Here is a 14,454-nt window from a genome sequence, read left to right on the forward strand (position 1 = left end):
TCGTCGCGGACTCAGAAGCCGCTGTCGAAGCCGACGCTGTCGACCAGCCGGATGGCCACCTCGCGTTTGCCGGCCAGCGCGGCCAGCGGCACGAAGTCCATCTTGAACCGGCCATCCGTGAGGCCTTGCTCGGCGCCCAGGCTCACCATCTGCGGGTGCACCGGCACATCGGGCAGCACCGAATACTGGCGGGTGCGGTTGACCATGAGTTCCTGGGCCTCGCGCGAGACCATGAACTCCGCCAGTTGCAGGGCCAGGTCGCGGTTGCCCTTGGCCTTGGTGACGCCGACGGCCGAGCGCATGATGAACGTGCCCTTGCCAGCCTGGTCGGGGAAGAACACACCCACCGAGTCGGCCCAGGCCTTCTGCGCCGGGTTGCCCTGCATCAGCGGGTGGTAGTAGGTGTTCATCAGCGCCACGTCGCACTTGCCTTCGTGGATGCCACGCGCCTGTTCGCGGTCGTTGCCCTGCGGCTTGCGCGCCAGGTTGGCGGCGATGCCACCTATGACACGACGCGCCTCGTCCTCGCCGTAGGACGCGATGAACTGGCCGAACAAGGCCAGGTTGTAGTCGTGGCTGCCTGAGCGGATGCAAATCCGGCCCTTCCACTTGGGGCTGGCCAGGTCGGCGTAGGTGGAGAGTTCGGACGGCTTCACCCGCTCGCGTGAATAGAAGATCACCCGCGCCCGGTACGCATCCACGTAGAACATGTCGTTGGTGCCCACGAACTGCGCGGGCACCGCGGCCTTGATGCGGGGCGACTCCAACCGGGCCAGCAGACCGCGTTCGGCGGCGATCTCCATCAGCTCGGCGTCCTTGGTGATCACGACGTCGGCTTCCGTCGGCCGCGACTCGAGGCGGTTGACCAGCCCTTGGTCCATGAACACGCCCTCGACCTTCGCGCCGCTGGCCTGCTCGAACGCATCGAGGATCGGCCGCAGCGTGCCCTGGTCGGTGCGGTCGGAGATCAGACGCAGCACACGCTGCTGCTGGGCGGCCGCAGGGAGCGCCGCGGTGAGCGCTGCAGCCAGGAGCAGGGTGATCAGCTTGCCACGGGAAGGCGAACGCAACGACATGGTGACCTCGACATGGTTGGACATCGCGTCGACTCTAGGTCGTACCAGGCAACGATGGCCGACGAGCACCGTCGATTCGAGGGTTGACCCCCACGTCTTCGGGGGCAGTTGCGGGCTCCGCGGTACGGCCTCCTGCCATGGCGCACTTCCTTCGGTAGCAGGCCAAGGGGCACGGCGGCCAAAGGCCCCCATCACGGCTCGTGTCGGGGTTTACCCTTGTGACTTGGCCGTTCGCAAACGACACAGGTTACCATGGAGACAACATGGTCACAATGTGACTGTATGGTCTCGCGGTGACCGTCAATCGGTCACCTTCTTCTTCAACGACGTTCGCCAGGAGGCCGATCCATGTTCAAGCTTTCCCGTGTAGCCCGCGCCGGTGCCATCGCCGCCGCTCTGTCCGCCGTCACCTCGGCTGCCGTGGCCGCCCCCAGCTTCGCCGAATGCCGCCGCACGCAGGCCGTGGAATTCCCCGGCACCATCGTCGACGCCGCCATCGCGACCCCGGCGCTGTCGACGCTGACCTCGCTCGTGGTCGCGGCCGGTCTGGCCGATGCGCTTTCGGCGCCGGGTGACCTGACCGTGTTCGCGCCCACCGACGACGCCTTCGCCAAGATCCCGGCCGGTGTGCTGGGCGCCATCGGCAGCGACCCGGCCGTGCTCACCGCGGTGCTGACCTACCACGTGGTGCCGGGCGCCGCCGACCCGCGGCGCGCCGTCAAGCGCGAGGTGACCACGCTGCAGGGCCAGAGCCTGCTGGCGGGCTTCGAGAAGGGCACGGGCGCCAGCGTCAACCAGTCCACGGTGGATTGCACCGCGGTGCGCACCACCAATGGCACCGTCTGGATCATCGACAGCGTGCTGCTGCCGCAGTTCCGCTGATCCGGCGCGGCGCCCGCCGCAGCCGCTCTTCGGCGGGTTGGCGCGGCGGGTGGGGAATGCGGGGAAGAATCCTGCTGTGGTGGTCGACACCCCCACGCCTGGAGACCGCCATGACCCCAACCCGCCTGCGCTGCGCCACCTTGGGCTGCCTCGTCGCGCTCCTGGCAGCCTGCGGTGGCGGCTCAGGCTCGGGAACCGACGACGACGGTCAGGCCGTCGTGCTCCCGAACCCGGTGCCAGGCGCCGTCGTCCCGGTCGCCGACCGCTGGACTCCGGCCGTGGACGACACGTGGCACTGGCAGCTGCTGGGCACACTGGACACCTCGGTCGAAGCCGATGTCTACGACGTCGACCTTTTCGACACCCCGCAGGCCACGCTGGACGCCCTGCGTACCCAGGGCCGCCGGGTGGTCTGCTACTTCTCCGCCGGCAGCAGCGAGGACTGGCGGCCCGACTTCGCCCGCTTCGCCACCGCCGACATGGGGGCACCGCTGGACGGCTGGCCCGGCGAGCGCTGGCTGGACACGCGTTCGTCCAATGTGCGCGCCATCCTCGCCGACCGGCTGGACCTGGCGGTGGCGCGCGGTTGCCAGGGCGTGGAGCCGGACAACATGGACGCCTGGCAGAACGCCCCGGGCTTTCCGCTGACGGCGCAGACGCAGCTGGACTTCAACCGCTGGATCGCCGCCCAGGCCCGGGCGCGTGGCCTGGCCGTGGGCCTGAAGAACGACGTTGACCAGCTCGACGCGCTGGTCGATGACTTCGACTTCGCCGTCAACGAGCAGTGCCACGAGTACGACGAGTGCGGCGGCTATGCGGTGTTCACGGCGCGCGGCAAGCCGGTCTTCAACGCCGAGTACGCCGCCCGCTGGGTCAACGACGCTGGCGAACGCGCGCGGCTCTGCGCCGCGGCGCAGGCCATGAACCTGCTCACCCTGGTGCTGCCGCTGGACCTGGACGGCAGCTTCCGCTGGTCCTGCGACAGCTGAGCCTCCCGCCGGTTCAGCGCCAGCGCCCCGGCCCGCGCATCAGCGGCAGCAGGTCCGACGGCGGCGTCACCGTGGCGTCGAAAGGGTGCGTGCGGCGCCCGCCCAGGTGGGCCAGGATCTTGCGCACGTACAGCCGGGTCTCGGCAAACGGCGGCACGCCGCGGTAGCGCTCCACCGCGCCCTCGCCGGCGTTGTAGGCCGCCGTGGCCAGCACCACGTCGCCCTCGAAGCGGGCGAGCAGCCAGCGCAGGTAGGCCATGCCGCCGCGGATGTTCTGCGCCGGGTCCAGCGCATCGCGCACGCCGAAGCGGCGCGCCGTGTCGGGGATCAGCTGCATCAGGCCCTGGGCGTTCTTCGGCGACACCGCCGATGCGTTGAAGTTGGACTCGGTGGCCATCACCGCCAGCACCAGCGCCGGCGCCAGCTGGAAGTCCGGCGCCACCAGGCTGACGAAGTTGACGATCGGTGCTGGTGCGTGCGCCGGCGGCGGTGGCCAGGGCGGTTCGACCGTCACCCGGCCCGGCGCGGGGTTCGGCGCGGCCGGCAGCGGCGCCGCGGCCACCTCGTCGGCCTCCGGCGGCCGCAGGCAGGGCGGCGGCGCACCACGCGGCGTGCCCATCGCGCGCAGCATGTTCTGCGCCTGCGCCACGCCCTGCTCGGCGGCGGCGGCGAACAGGTGCGCTGCCTGCGCATCGTCGCGCTGGATGCCGCGGCCGTTGGTCAGCATCCAGGCCAGGTTGAACTGCGCCTCGGCATCGCCGTAGCGTGCGGCACGGCAGTACAGCTCGGCAGCGCGCACCGGGTCCCGCTCGACGCCATCGCCGTGCTCCAGCGCCAGCCCCTCGCGCCGCCAGTGCTCCACCTGCACGTCGAGCACCGGCCCGGTCTCCGGCGGCGGCACGGTGTAGCGCGGCAGGTCTTCCAGGGTCAGGGTCTGGGCCGTCGCCATCGGGGCAAATGCCCCGATCCAGACCGCCAGCAACAGATCTTTGCATCGCCTTTGCATGCCTGCGAAGCATAGGCCAGCGGCCTTCATCTTTGCTTCAGCCCCGCTGTCGAGCATGGAATCCGCCACCCAGGAACCCCATGCTTGCCCTGTCTGCTCCCCCCGACGACACACCGGCGCCATCACCGGCGCTGACGATCCACACCGAGGCCAGTGCCCACCGGCACGCGGTCGAGGCCTTCATCGCCACGGTCTACCGCGAGCGCTTCGGCGCCGAAGTGCGCCACTTCACGCCGACCCTGGTGAGCCTGCACGACTCCGCCGGCCGGCTCACCGCGGCCGTGGGCTACCGCTGTGCCACGGACGGCCCGCTGTTCCTGGAGCGCTACCTGGGCGCCCCGGTGGAGCAATGCCTGGGCGTGCCGCGCCGACATGTCGTGGAGGTCGGCCACCTGGCCGCCTCGCAGCCCGGCGCCGGCCGCCGGCTGATCGCCCGCATGGCCCCGCTGCTGGCAGCGCAGGGCCACCAGTGGGTGGTGAGCACGTTGACCGAGGAACTGCGCCACCTGTTCGTGCGCCTGGGCATCGCGCCACAGGCCTTGGGCGTGGCCGACCCGGCGCTGCTGGGTGACGAAGCCGCCGCCTGGGGCCGCTACTACGACCATCGGCCGGTGGTGGGCGCCGGCGCCATTGGCCCCGCATTGCAGATGCTGGCCCGCCGCGGCGAGGGGTCGGCATGAGCGCATCGACACCCACCCTGCCGACCCTTCCGGAAGGCACCCGCATGATGGCGACGATGCTGGACAACGGCCCCGGCTTCATCGCGCTGGACGAAGCCGCTGCGGCCGAGGGCATCGTGCACGTGCCGCTGCCGCTGTTCTTCACCCCGGCACAGGTGGCGCATGCACTGCAGGCCGCCGGCGCCGACACGCTGGTGACCGCCGACGGCGTGCAGCGCCTGCCGTTCGCGCCGGTGGCGCTGCCGCCGGGCACGGCCAAGATCACCTTCACCTCCGGCACCACCGGCGCGCCCAAGGGCGTGTGCCTCACCGCGGCGGCCATGGACGCCGTGGCCGACGGCCTGATCGCCGCGATGGCACCGCTGGGCATCACGCGCCACCTCAACGCCCTGCCCTATGCCGTGCTGCTGGAGAACATCGCAGGCCTGCTGGCGCCGCGCCGGCATGGCGTGGACGTGGTGGCGCTGCCGTTGCGCGAGGTGGGCCTGATCGGCTCCTCGCAGTTCGACCCGGCACGGCTGCACGCCGCTGTCGAGGCGCACGGCGCCGAGAGCCTGATCCTGCTGCCGCAGATGCTGCGCGCCTGGGTGGCCTGGCTGGCCGCCACCGGCCAGCGTGCGCCGGCGTCGCTGAAGCTGGTGGCCGTGGGCGGCGCCGCGGTGGGGGCGCCGCTGATCGAGGCCGCGCAGGCGCTGGGCATCCCGGCCTGCGAGGGCTACGGGCTGTCCGAAGGCGCTTCGGTGCAGACGCTGAACCTGCCTGGCGCGCAGCGCCCCGGCAGCGCCGGCCGCGCCCTGCCGCATGCCCGGCTGCGCGTGAACGGCGACGGCGAGATCGAGGTCGCCGGCAGTCTGTTCGCCGGCTACCTGGGCAGCCCGGAGCCCGTGCCCGCCTGGTGGCCCACCGGCGACCTGGGCCGCATCGACGCTGACGGCTACGTCTGGATCGACGGCCGACGCCGCAACGTGCTGATCACCGCCTACGGCCGCAACGTCAGCCCGGAGTGGATCGAGACGGCCCTGCGCAGCCACCCGGCGGTGGCGCAGGCGGTGGTGTTCGGTGACGGCGAACCCGCACTCAGTGCCGTGCTCTGGCCCACCAACGCACGCGCCGACCTGCAGGCCGCGGTGGACGCCGCCAACGCCACCCTGCCCGACTACGCCCGCATCGCCCGCTGGACGCGCGGCCGCGCCGCGTTCGACCCCAGCACCGGCCTGGCCACCGCCAACGGGCGGCCGCAGCGCCCCGCCATCGCCAGCCTGCACGCCGACGCGCTGGCCACCTGACCCCGATTCGACCCCGCTTCAAGGAGCCCCCATGGCCTTCCACGCCCGCCTGCTGGCGGACACCACCGCCGCCCGCGCCACGCTGCTGAGCGCACCCATCATCCAGGGTGTGCTGCTGCGCGGCGAGGTCTCGCTGCCCAGCTACCGCGCGTTCCTCACCGAGGCGTACCACCACGTGAAGCACACGGTGCCGCTGCTGCGCGCCACGCGCGACGCGCTGCCGGCACACCACGCCTGGCTGGCACCGGCACTGGACGAGTACATCGACGAGGAAGCCGGCCACGACGAGTGGATCCTCGGCGACATCGCCGCCACCGGGGCCGACGCCGAGGCGGTGCGCCACGGCCGCCCGGGCCACGCCACCGAGGTGATGGTGGCCTACGCCTACGACACCATCGCCCGCGGCAACCCGCTGGGCTTCTTCGGCATGGTGCACGTGCTCGAGGGCACCAGCGTGGCCCTGGCGCTGCAGGCGGCCGACGCCATCCAGCGGCCGCTGGGCCTGCCCGACGCCGCCTTCACCTACCTGCGTTCGCACGGCACGCTGGACCAGGAACACACGGCCCACTTCGAACTGCTGATGGACCGCATCGACGACCCGGCCGACCAGGCCGCCATCGTGCACGCGGCGCGCGCCTTCTTCCGCCTCTACGGCGACGTGTTCCGCGGCCTGCCGATGCCGGTGGCCACCGCCGCGCGCACCGAGGAGGCCCTGGCATGAAGGCCGCCGACGCACGCGTGCTGCTCACTGGTGCCGGCGGCGGCATCGGCAGCGCGATGGCCGAAGCCCTACGGGGCGCCGGTGCCGCCGTGCTCGGCGTCGGCCGCCGGCCGGGGCTGGGCCCCTGGGTGCAGGCCGACCTGGCCACGGTGGACGGCATCGCCACCGTGGCCGGTGCGGCGTCGGCCTTCGGCGCCAACGTGGTCGTGCATGCCGCCGGCGTGCCGGCCTTCGGCGCGCTGACCGCGCTGAGCCCGGCGCAGCTGCAGCAGGTGCTGCAACTCAACCTGCTGGCGCCGATGCAGCTGACGCAGGCGCTGCTGCCGCAGTTGCTGGCGCAGCCACGCGCGCAGCTGGTCTTCGTCGGCTCGGCGCTGGGCCGCATCGGCCTGCCGGGCTTCAGCGCCTACGGCGCCAGCAAGGCCGGCCTGCACGGCTTCGCCGAGGCGCTAAGGCGCGAGCTGGCCGACACCAGCGTGCGCGTGCAGATCCTGGGCCCGCGCAGCACACGCACCGGCTTCAACGACGCCGCCGTCGAGGCCTACAACCGCGCCACCGGCACCGCGATGGACACGCCTCAGGTGGTGGCCGCTGCGCTGCTCGCGCTGCTGGAGAGCGAAGCGGCAGAGCGTTTCATCGGCTTTCCCGAACGCCTGGGCGTGCGCCTGAACGGCGTGCTCGGCGCCCGCATGGACGGCAGCTTCGCGCGCCACCGGCGCAGCCTTTCCACCCCCGACACCGGAGTTCCCGCATGAGTCTGATCCACCGCCTCTCCCCCATCCTGACCAGCCTGGCGCTGCTGCCGCTGTCGCTGCACGCCGCCCCCGTGGACGACGCCGTCGCCCGTGTGCAGCGCGACTGGGAGACCATCCGCTACGACCTGCCCGCGGCGCAGCGCGAACAGCGCTTCGAGGCCCTGGCCAAGGCCGCGCACGAGGTCAGCGCGCAGTTCGCCGGCCGCAGCGAACCGCTGGTCTGGGAAGGCATCGTGCTGAGTTCCTGGGCCGGCGAGAAGGGCGGTCTGGGCGCGCTGGGCCTGGTCAAGCAGGCCAAGGCGCTGTACGAACGCGCGATCGAGCTCGACGGCCAGGCGCTCCACGGCTCGGCCTATGCCAGCCTGGGCGTGCTCTACGCCAAGGTGCCCGGCTGGCCGCTGGGCTTCGGCGACGGCGGCAAGGCCGAGGCACTGTTCCGGCAGGCCCTGGCCGTCAACCCGCAGGGCATCGACCCGCACTTCTTCTATGCCGAGTACCTGGCGGACCAGAACCGCACGGCCGAGGCAGTGAGCCACCTGGAGCAGGCACTGAAGGCACCGCCGAGGCCGGGTCGCGAGAAGGCCGACGCCGGGCGGCGCGAGGAGGTCAAGGCGCTGCTGGCGAAGCTGCGTGGCGCCTGAAGGCCTCTTCGGGGTCGCTCAGCGGTACTTCGCCGCCGTGATGAACTCGCCGAAGCTCTCGCACCAGACCACCACGGTGTCGAAGGCGGCCAGGTCCACGTCGGCCGGCAGCGGCAGCACGAAGCCCTCGAAGCCCTTGACCGGACCCACGTGGCGCATGCGCGGCTTCAGCGCGTGGAAGGCCGCCTCGGTGTCGACGAAGCCCGGGGACAGGTAGAGCTGGTAATCGGGCCCCGGCGCCAGGCGCCCGGTATGGGCCACGCTGGACGGGCCGACCGCGACGTCGCCCTCGCCCCAGTGCAGGCGGTCGCTGCCAGGCAGGTCGCGCCGGAAGGCGCCGCGAAAGGTGGCGGCCTGCTGCAGCGCCGCCAGCTCGGCCGCCGGGGGCGGCGGCGGCGCGGTCAGGATTGGCAGCACATAGATGCCACCGGCGAAACCTGCCGCACCGACCACGGCATGCGAGGCCGCCAGTCCCAGCCAGGCGCGCCGCCTCATCTCACACGACGCCCGTGTACTCGCCGCGTGCCGGGTAGTCCTTGGCGACGGCGAAGTCGATGGCTGCCAGCAGTTCGTCGAAATGCGGGCGGGCGAAGGGCATGGTCTGCACGGCGCCATAGTAGAGGCTGCCGTCGGGCCTGACCAGGAACACCCCGGGCTCCGAGAACAGCGCCGGCTCCTCGATGCCGATGGACGTGGTACCGCGCGAGGTGCTGACGTACAGCCCCCAGGCCCGGGCCACCGGCAGCGGCAGGCTGTGGCCCATGCGCAGGTCGGGCGCCTTGAGCTTGTCGGCCATGGCCTGCGCGCGCTCGGCGGTGTCGCTGGACAGCGCGATCACTTTGACGCCGCGGGCCGTGAACTCCGGCAGCAGCCTGCCCAGTTCAAGCAGGTACTTCAGGCAGATCGGGCAGTGCAGGCCGCGGTAGAAGACGACGAGCGAGAAGCGCGCCGGTGTCTCGGCGGCGAGGTCGTAGGCGCCGTGGGCCAGGGTGGGCACCTGCAGCGCGGGGACGGGCTGGCGGGGGATCAGCATGCGGTTCTCCGGTGGCGGGATGAGGCACTGTAACCAACGAATCAGGACGAAAGGACACGGATCGTCTCGTTCATGAGACCATTCGTCTCATGTTGCCCCGCCCCGACCGCCTGTCGGCGCTGCTGCGCCGCTTCGAGTTGCGCGCCGAGGTGTTCCTGGCCGGCCCCGTCTGCGGCCACCACCTGCTGGACACGCCCAGCGCCGAGCTGCACGTGCTGCGCGCCGGCCAGGTGGTGCTGGCCGACGCCAGCGGGCCGCCGGTCACCGTGGACGCACCTGCGGCCGTGTTCTACCCGCGCCCGCTGGCGCACCAGCTGCGGGCCGACGCCTCGGCCGACCTGGTCTGCGCGCACGTGCGCTTCGGCACCGGCGACGACAACCCGCTGCTGCGCCACCTGCCGCCGCGCCTGGTGGTGCCGCTGGCCGACCTGCCGGCGCTGGATGCCACGCTGCATCTGCTGTTCGACGAGGCCACGGCCCGCCGGTGCGGCCACGCCAACGTGGTGGACCGGCTCGCCGAGGTGCTGATGGTGCAGCTGCTGCGCCACGTGATCGCCACGCGGCTGGTCGACGGTGGTCTGGTGGCCGGCCTGTCCGACGAGCGCCTGGCACGCGCGCTGGCCGCGGTGCACGCCGACCCCGCACACGGCTGGACACTGACGCGGATGGCCGCTGCCGCCGGCATGTCGCGCGCGCGATTTGCCGAGCGCTTCACCACCACCGTGGGTCTGCCGCCAGGGGAGTACCTGACCCAGTGGCGTCTGGGCCTGGCGCGCACCTTGCTGCAACGGGGCGAACCGGTGAAGCGGGTGGCGGCCGAGGTGGGCTATGGGAGCGCCAGCGCACTGGCACGGGTGTTCCGCCAGCGGCTGGGTACGACGCCGTTGCAGGCTGCGGGCTGAGCGCCAACGCCGTGAGCGATCAGTCTGGCACCTCGAATCGGTAGCCGATACCGCGCACCGTCACGAGGTGTCTGGGCCGCCTCGGGTCGGGCTCGAGCTTGGCCCGCAGCCGGTGCACGTGGGCGTCGACGGTGTGGGTCAGGCCGGCGAACCCCTGGCCCCACACCTCGCGCAGCAGCTCGCTGCGGCGGATGGCCTGGCCGCGGTGGCGCAGCAGGCAGGCCAGCAACTCGAACTCGCGCCCCGACAGCGCCAGCGCCTGGCCGTCGCGTTCCAGGCGCCGGTGCACCAGGTCGATCCGGTAGGGGCCGCAGTGCCAGTCGGCCGTGTCGACCACCTGCGCGCGGCGCAGCAAGGCCCGCACACGCGCCACCAGCTCGCGCAGCGAAGAGGGTTCGTGCAGCGGTGCCGGCTTGGCCATCACGTCGTCGGCACCGAGTTCGAGGCCCAGCACACGCTGCGCGGCCGCGTCCAGCGGCCCCGCGCCGCCGAGCGCGATCAGCGACAGCGCGGGGTATCGCATCCGCAGCTCGCGGCACAGCGCCAGACCGTCGCCGTCGGGCAGCGACAGGTCCAGCAGCACCACGGCCCAGGCCCGGGCGGCCAGCGCTGCACGCGCCTGCGGCACGTCGGCCACGCGGTGCAGCCGCCACCCGGCCTGCGTCAGGTGGTGGCGCAGCGCATCGGCGGTGGCATCGTCGTCCTCGACGAGCAGCAACTCGGCGGCCATGCGGGCATTGCAGCAGCGCCAGCGGCCGCCGACCTCACGTACAGGTCACGTTGCGATCACATCGCCTGCCGGCGCTGCCGGCGGCGCGCCAGGCCGCCCACCGCGGCCAGGCCGGCCAGCATCATCGCGTAGCTCTCCGGCTCCGGCACCGCGGCGACGGCGAAGCTGATGCGGTAGACCTCAGTGCCGGCGGCCAGGCCGCTGTCGAACACATAGCCGGCGCCAGTGGTCAGGCCGTTGAAGGCCGCCAGTTCAGCGAAGTTGAAGGCGACCACCGAGTTCTGCGGGCTACGCAGGCCGTTGTCGCCCACGAAGGCCGCGGCGGCGGGGTCGAAGACCTCGCTGCCGGCGTCCCAGATCTGCTGCGCGAACTGCGAGATGCTGCCGAGTTGCAGTTGGCCGCCGGCATCGAAGACCTGGTAGCGCGTCGGGCTGTCGTTGCCGATGAAGAAGTCGTTGCTCGGGACCACCATCGCGGCAAAGGTGAAGTACGGGTTGGCCAGCGGGTCGACGTCGAGGCGCAGCGTCGCCGTCTGCCCGGGCAGCAGCAGGCCGCCCACGGTGCCGCGGTTGGCGCCCGGGTCGGCCGCCGCAAAGGCCGCCTGCCAGGCGCCGCCGGCACCGCCTTCGGCCACCGAGATGATGGCGTGCGGGCCACGGCCCCGATGTCGAAGGCGTCGAAGCCGCCGCTGTGGAAGCCCACGTGCAGCGGCGCGAAGGCGATGCCGTTGACCGCGGCGAGGTTCTCGACCGTGATGTCGATGCCCAGGGCCGAAGCCGGCGAGGCAAAGGCGCCGGCCACGGCCAGGCAGCCCAGGGCGCCGATCTTCCGGCGGGCACGGGGCAACGACGTGGCGGTGACGGCGCTGGCCGCAGCCGATCGGGTTTCAGTGGACATGGAGGCTCCTTCCTGGTTCCGGTGTGACGGGTTCGATGCAACGGAGGCCGGCCTGCGCACCGCAGGCCCCGGACCGACCGTTCAGCCCATGCTAGGCAGCCCCCCTCGCCGGAACCTCCCCGTTTGCTCACGGCGCGGTGAACATCGCGGCATGGCTTTGCCTATTGATGGATCCGTATCAATAGCCCATGAAATGTGCTAAACTCCGAAAGCTTTGCAGACCGCCTCTTCGGCCCCTGCCCGCGCACCACACGGTGTCCGCCACGGCAGGCCCTCCAGGCGACCCCGGCCGCTCCTCGGTGCATTTCCACGGGCGGCATTCCCTTCACACGAAAGGAAACGACCCCCTTCATGGCCAAGGAAGAACTGATCGAGATGCGCGGCACCGTCGACGAGGTGCTGCCCGACTCCCGCTACAAGGTGACGCTGGAAAACGGCCACCAGCTGGTTGCGTACAGCGCCGGCCGGATGAAGAAGTTCCGTATCCGGATCATCGCGGGGGACAGCGTCTCGCTCGAGATGTCGCCCTACGATCTCAGCAAGGGCCGCATCACCTTCCGCCACCTGGGTCGGCAGTAGCCTCACTTGCGGGCGCCTGGCGCCGCAATGCATCGAAGGGGCCCGTTGGGCCCCTTCGCCGTTCTGCGGTGCTTCAGTACTTCAGCCGCGCGAACCAGGTCTTCTGCGCCGCCTCGCGCGCCTGCCCCAGGGTATGGATGCCCTGGTCGGCCAGCAGCGGGATCAGCTTCAGGAACACCTCGGCCGTCACCATCGCATCCCCCAGCGCCGTGTGGCGGCCGACCACGGTGATGCCGAAACGCTCGGCGATGTGCTCCAGGCGGTGGCTCTCCTGGTTCGGGTGCACCACGGCCGACAGCAGCAGCGTGTCGAGCACCGGCTGGTCGAAGCGCAGGCCGGTGGCCTGTTCCTTGAGCTGCAGGAAGCGCATGTCGAAGGCGGCGTTGTGCGCCACCAGCACGGTGTCGCGCGCGTAGGTATGGAAGGCCGGCAACACCTCGGTGATGGTGGGCTGGCCCTTTACCATCTCCGGGCGGATGCCGTGGATCGGGATGCCGGCCTCGGGGATGCTGCGCTGCGGGTCCACCAGCTGCTCGAAGGACTCCTGGCGCAGCAGCTTGCCGTTGACGATGCGCGCCGCGCCGATCTGGATGATCTCGTCTCCCTCGGCCGGCTGCAGGCCGGTGGTCTCGGTGTCGAACACCGTGTAGGCCAGTTCCACCAGCCGGCGGTCGTCCAGCGCGTGCTGGCTCTCGGCGGCGGCGAAGAGGTCGAAGTCGTAGTACTCGGGCCGGCTCTCGGCGTGCAGGTCGGCCTCGGCGTCCGGTTCGGTATCCACGTCGGCCAGCGGCAGCAGGAAGCGGAAGAACGCCTGGTGGCGAGCGCGGTCGCGCTCGAACCAGAACTCGCCGCCGTGGCGCTGCATCACGTCGCGCACGCTCAGCGCGCTGGCGCTGCCGGCGGCCTTCATCGGCTCGCTCTCCCAGGCCATCACGGTCTCGGTGCTCATGACCTGGCCGCTCCAGACGAGGTCCAGCTGCGCCCGCCCACGGGCTCCGGTGTGCGGCTGCAGGCGCAGCTGCAGCGCCTTGACCTCGAACTCGTCGATCAGCCGCTGTGCCAGCGTGGCCACGGCCTGCAGCAGTGCGAAGCTGTCCACCTTCAGCCAAAGCGCCGGGTCCACGTCCAGCGTGCCGGTGCGCACGCCCAGCGGGCCGATGCGGCGCAGGGCCGCGGCCACGAAGTCGCTGCCCAGCATGTCCTCCAGCGGCCAGCGCGTCTTCAGGCCCTCGGCACTGCGCGTGGCCAGGGCCTGCAACTGCGCGCTCATCCGGGCCGCCTCGTCGCGCACCACCCGCAGGAAGCGCTCGCGCGCCGCGGGCTCCAGCGTGTCGTCGTCCAGGATCTCCACCGCGGCCTGCAGGTTGCCCAGCGACGCGCGCTGGCCTTCGGTCAGGCCCAGCAGCAGCGTGTCCTGCGCGGCATCACGTTCGTAGTCGCGCGTGATGTTGTCGAGCAGCAGCACGAAACCGCCCAACGGGGTCTGGTTGTCACCGGGGTCGCGCACCGCGGCCATCTGCGCGCGCAGCAGCTGGCCGCTCTTGGTGACGGTGACGAACTGCGCCGACGGCGACTGCGCGCCGCGCGCCAGGCGCTGGCGGATGTTGTCCAGCGCATGGGCCACGAGCTGGCGGTCGAACACGGCGTAGATGCTGCGGCCCAAGCCGATCAGCTCGGCACCGCCGGCCAGCTGGGGCGCGTCCGACAGCGTCTTGAACTGCAGCCGCGCGCGGTTGTTGTAGAGCAGCACGCGGCCGTCGAGGTTGCACACGACCACGCTCTGCGTGAGTTCGGACATCAGCGCCGCCAGGCGCGCGCGCTCCTGTTCGACGCGCCGGCTGCCTTCGGCCACCTGCGCCGCCACGTCATCGCGCAGGCGGCGCCGGTTCTGCAGCAGGGCGTCGACGAGGATGCCCAGCTCGCGCAGCGTCGGGTCGCCCAGGCCCTGACCCAGCGGCTTCAGCGGCGCCGGCCGGTCCACCGTCATCTGCGCCTTGGCCTGCTCCAGCAGGCGTGCCGGCGCGGCGATCCAGCGTTGGTAGGCCGTCTGCACCAGCGCCGCACCGCCGGCCACCAGCAGCGCGCCGGAGAGCACCAGCAGCGGCAGGCGCGGGCCCAGCAGGTCCCACAGCGCGGCGCGCTCGTCGGCCGCCATCGTGGAGCCGATCAGCGCCGCGCTGACGCCCAGCCACAGCACCAGCACCACCGCCAGCGCCAGTGCCGAGACACCCACCCAGCGCAGCAGCCGCTTGTCGCGCCTCACCGCCATGCCCACC

Annotated in this window: 16 protein-coding genes; 9 read left to right on the forward strand and 7 right to left on the reverse strand. The window is 71.9% G+C overall.

What is annotated here, in order from left to right:
* Positions 1–11: 11 nt before the first annotated feature.
* The gene (locus ENE75_RS07090) at positions 12–1,100 is read right to left on the reverse strand and encodes an extracellular solute-binding protein (RefSeq protein WP_158288878.1); all 1,089 of its coding nucleotides are present in this window, start codon (positions 1,098–1,100) and stop codon (positions 12–14) included.
* A 324-nt stretch (positions 1,101–1,424) separates the two neighbouring features.
* Between ENE75_RS07090 and ENE75_RS07095 the strand changes: the two genes are divergently transcribed.
* Positions 1,425–1,958: a fasciclin domain-containing protein gene (locus tag ENE75_RS07095; protein ID WP_128197259.1), complete on the forward strand. Its 534-nt coding sequence runs from the start codon at positions 1,425–1,427 to the stop codon at positions 1,956–1,958.
* 110 nt (positions 1,959–2,068) lie between these two features.
* The gene (locus ENE75_RS07100; RefSeq protein ID WP_128197261.1) at positions 2,069–2,947 is read left to right on the forward strand and encodes an endo alpha-1,4 polygalactosaminidase; all 879 of its coding nucleotides are present in this window, start codon (positions 2,069–2,071) and stop codon (positions 2,945–2,947) included.
* Positions 2,948–2,960: 13 nt separating this feature from the next.
* Here the strand turns inward: ENE75_RS07100 and ENE75_RS07105 are convergent, their stop codons facing one another.
* Entirely contained in the window at positions 2,961–3,896 is a 936-nt protein-coding gene (locus ENE75_RS07105; RefSeq protein ID WP_233258972.1) for a transglycosylase SLT domain-containing protein, read from the reverse strand.
* A 137-nt stretch (positions 3,897–4,033) separates the two neighbouring features.
* Between ENE75_RS07105 and ENE75_RS07110 the strand changes: the two genes are divergently transcribed.
* From ENE75_RS07110 to ENE75_RS07130, 5 genes are read left to right on the forward strand one after another with little or no spacing between them, the layout of a single operon-like run.
* Complete coding sequence (locus ENE75_RS07110) at positions 4,034–4,633, forward strand: thermostable hemolysin (RefSeq protein WP_128197266.1); 600 nt, start codon at positions 4,034–4,036, stop codon at positions 4,631–4,633.
* Positions 4,630–5,919 (forward strand): AMP-binding protein, encoded by a 1,290-nt coding sequence (locus ENE75_RS07115; RefSeq protein WP_128197268.1) that lies wholly within the window; start codon positions 4,630–4,632, stop codon positions 5,917–5,919. Before ENE75_RS07110 ends, ENE75_RS07115 begins: the two co-directional genes overlap by 4 nt.
* 31 nt (positions 5,920–5,950) lie before the next feature.
* Positions 5,951–6,640 carry an iron-containing redox enzyme family protein gene (locus ENE75_RS07120; protein WP_128197271.1) on the forward strand — a complete coding sequence of 230 codons (690 nt, stop codon included), beginning with the start codon at positions 5,951–5,953 and terminating at the stop codon, positions 6,638–6,640.
* Positions 6,637–7,395: an SDR family oxidoreductase gene (locus ENE75_RS07125; RefSeq protein WP_128197273.1), complete on the forward strand. Its 759-nt coding sequence runs from the start codon at positions 6,637–6,639 to the stop codon at positions 7,393–7,395. Before ENE75_RS07120 ends, ENE75_RS07125 begins: the two co-directional genes overlap by 4 nt.
* Positions 7,392–8,036 carry a TRAP transporter TatT component family protein gene (locus ENE75_RS07130; RefSeq protein WP_128197275.1) on the forward strand — a complete coding sequence of 215 codons (645 nt, stop codon included), beginning with the start codon at positions 7,392–7,394 and terminating at the stop codon, positions 8,034–8,036. The genes ENE75_RS07125 and ENE75_RS07130 overlap by 4 nt, the downstream gene beginning before the upstream one ends.
* An 18-nt stretch (positions 8,037–8,054) precedes the next feature.
* On the opposite strand, the gene ENE75_RS07135 is transcribed toward ENE75_RS07130, so the two are convergent.
* The gene (locus tag ENE75_RS07135) at positions 8,055–8,531 is read right to left on the reverse strand and encodes a DM13 domain-containing protein (RefSeq protein WP_128197278.1); all 477 of its coding nucleotides are present in this window, start codon (positions 8,529–8,531) and stop codon (positions 8,055–8,057) included.
* A 1-nt stretch (position 8,532) separates the two neighbouring features.
* Positions 8,533–9,069 carry a peroxiredoxin-like family protein gene (locus ENE75_RS07140; protein WP_128197280.1) on the reverse strand — a complete coding sequence of 179 codons (537 nt, stop codon included), beginning with the start codon at positions 9,067–9,069 and terminating at the stop codon, positions 8,533–8,535.
* 89 nt (positions 9,070–9,158) lie between these two features.
* Between ENE75_RS07140 and ENE75_RS07145 the strand changes: the two genes are divergently transcribed.
* Positions 9,159–9,971 (forward strand): AraC family transcriptional regulator, encoded by an 813-nt coding sequence (locus ENE75_RS07145; protein ID WP_128197282.1) that lies wholly within the window; start codon positions 9,159–9,161, stop codon positions 9,969–9,971.
* Between the two features lie 19 nt (positions 9,972–9,990).
* On the opposite strand, the gene ENE75_RS07150 is transcribed toward ENE75_RS07145, so the two are convergent.
* Complete coding sequence (locus ENE75_RS07150; protein WP_128197285.1) at positions 9,991–10,701, reverse strand: response regulator transcription factor; 711 nt, start codon at positions 10,699–10,701, stop codon at positions 9,991–9,993.
* 56 nt (positions 10,702–10,757) lie between these two features.
* Positions 10,758–11,336 (reverse strand): spondin domain-containing protein, encoded by a 579-nt coding sequence (locus ENE75_RS07155; RefSeq protein ID WP_233258973.1) that lies wholly within the window; start codon positions 11,334–11,336, stop codon positions 10,758–10,760.
* A 614-nt stretch (positions 11,337–11,950) separates the two neighbouring features.
* Between ENE75_RS07155 and infA the strand changes: the two genes are divergently transcribed.
* Positions 11,951–12,178 carry a translation initiation factor IF-1 gene (infA, locus tag ENE75_RS07160; protein ID WP_128197288.1) on the forward strand — a complete coding sequence of 76 codons (228 nt, stop codon included), beginning with the start codon at positions 11,951–11,953 and terminating at the stop codon, positions 12,176–12,178.
* Positions 12,179–12,251: 73 nt separating this feature from the next.
* Here infA and ENE75_RS07165 read toward each other — a convergent pair whose 3' ends face one another.
* On the reverse strand, positions 12,252–14,447 hold the full coding sequence (locus ENE75_RS07165; protein ID WP_128197290.1) for a 3'-5' exonuclease: 2,196 nt from the start codon (positions 14,445–14,447) through the stop codon (positions 12,252–12,254).
* Positions 14,448–14,454: the final 7 nt, after the last annotated feature.

The organism is Rubrivivax albus, from assembly GCF_004016515.1.
Lineage (GTDB): Bacteria > Pseudomonadota > Gammaproteobacteria > Burkholderiales > Burkholderiaceae_C > Rubrivivax > Rubrivivax albus.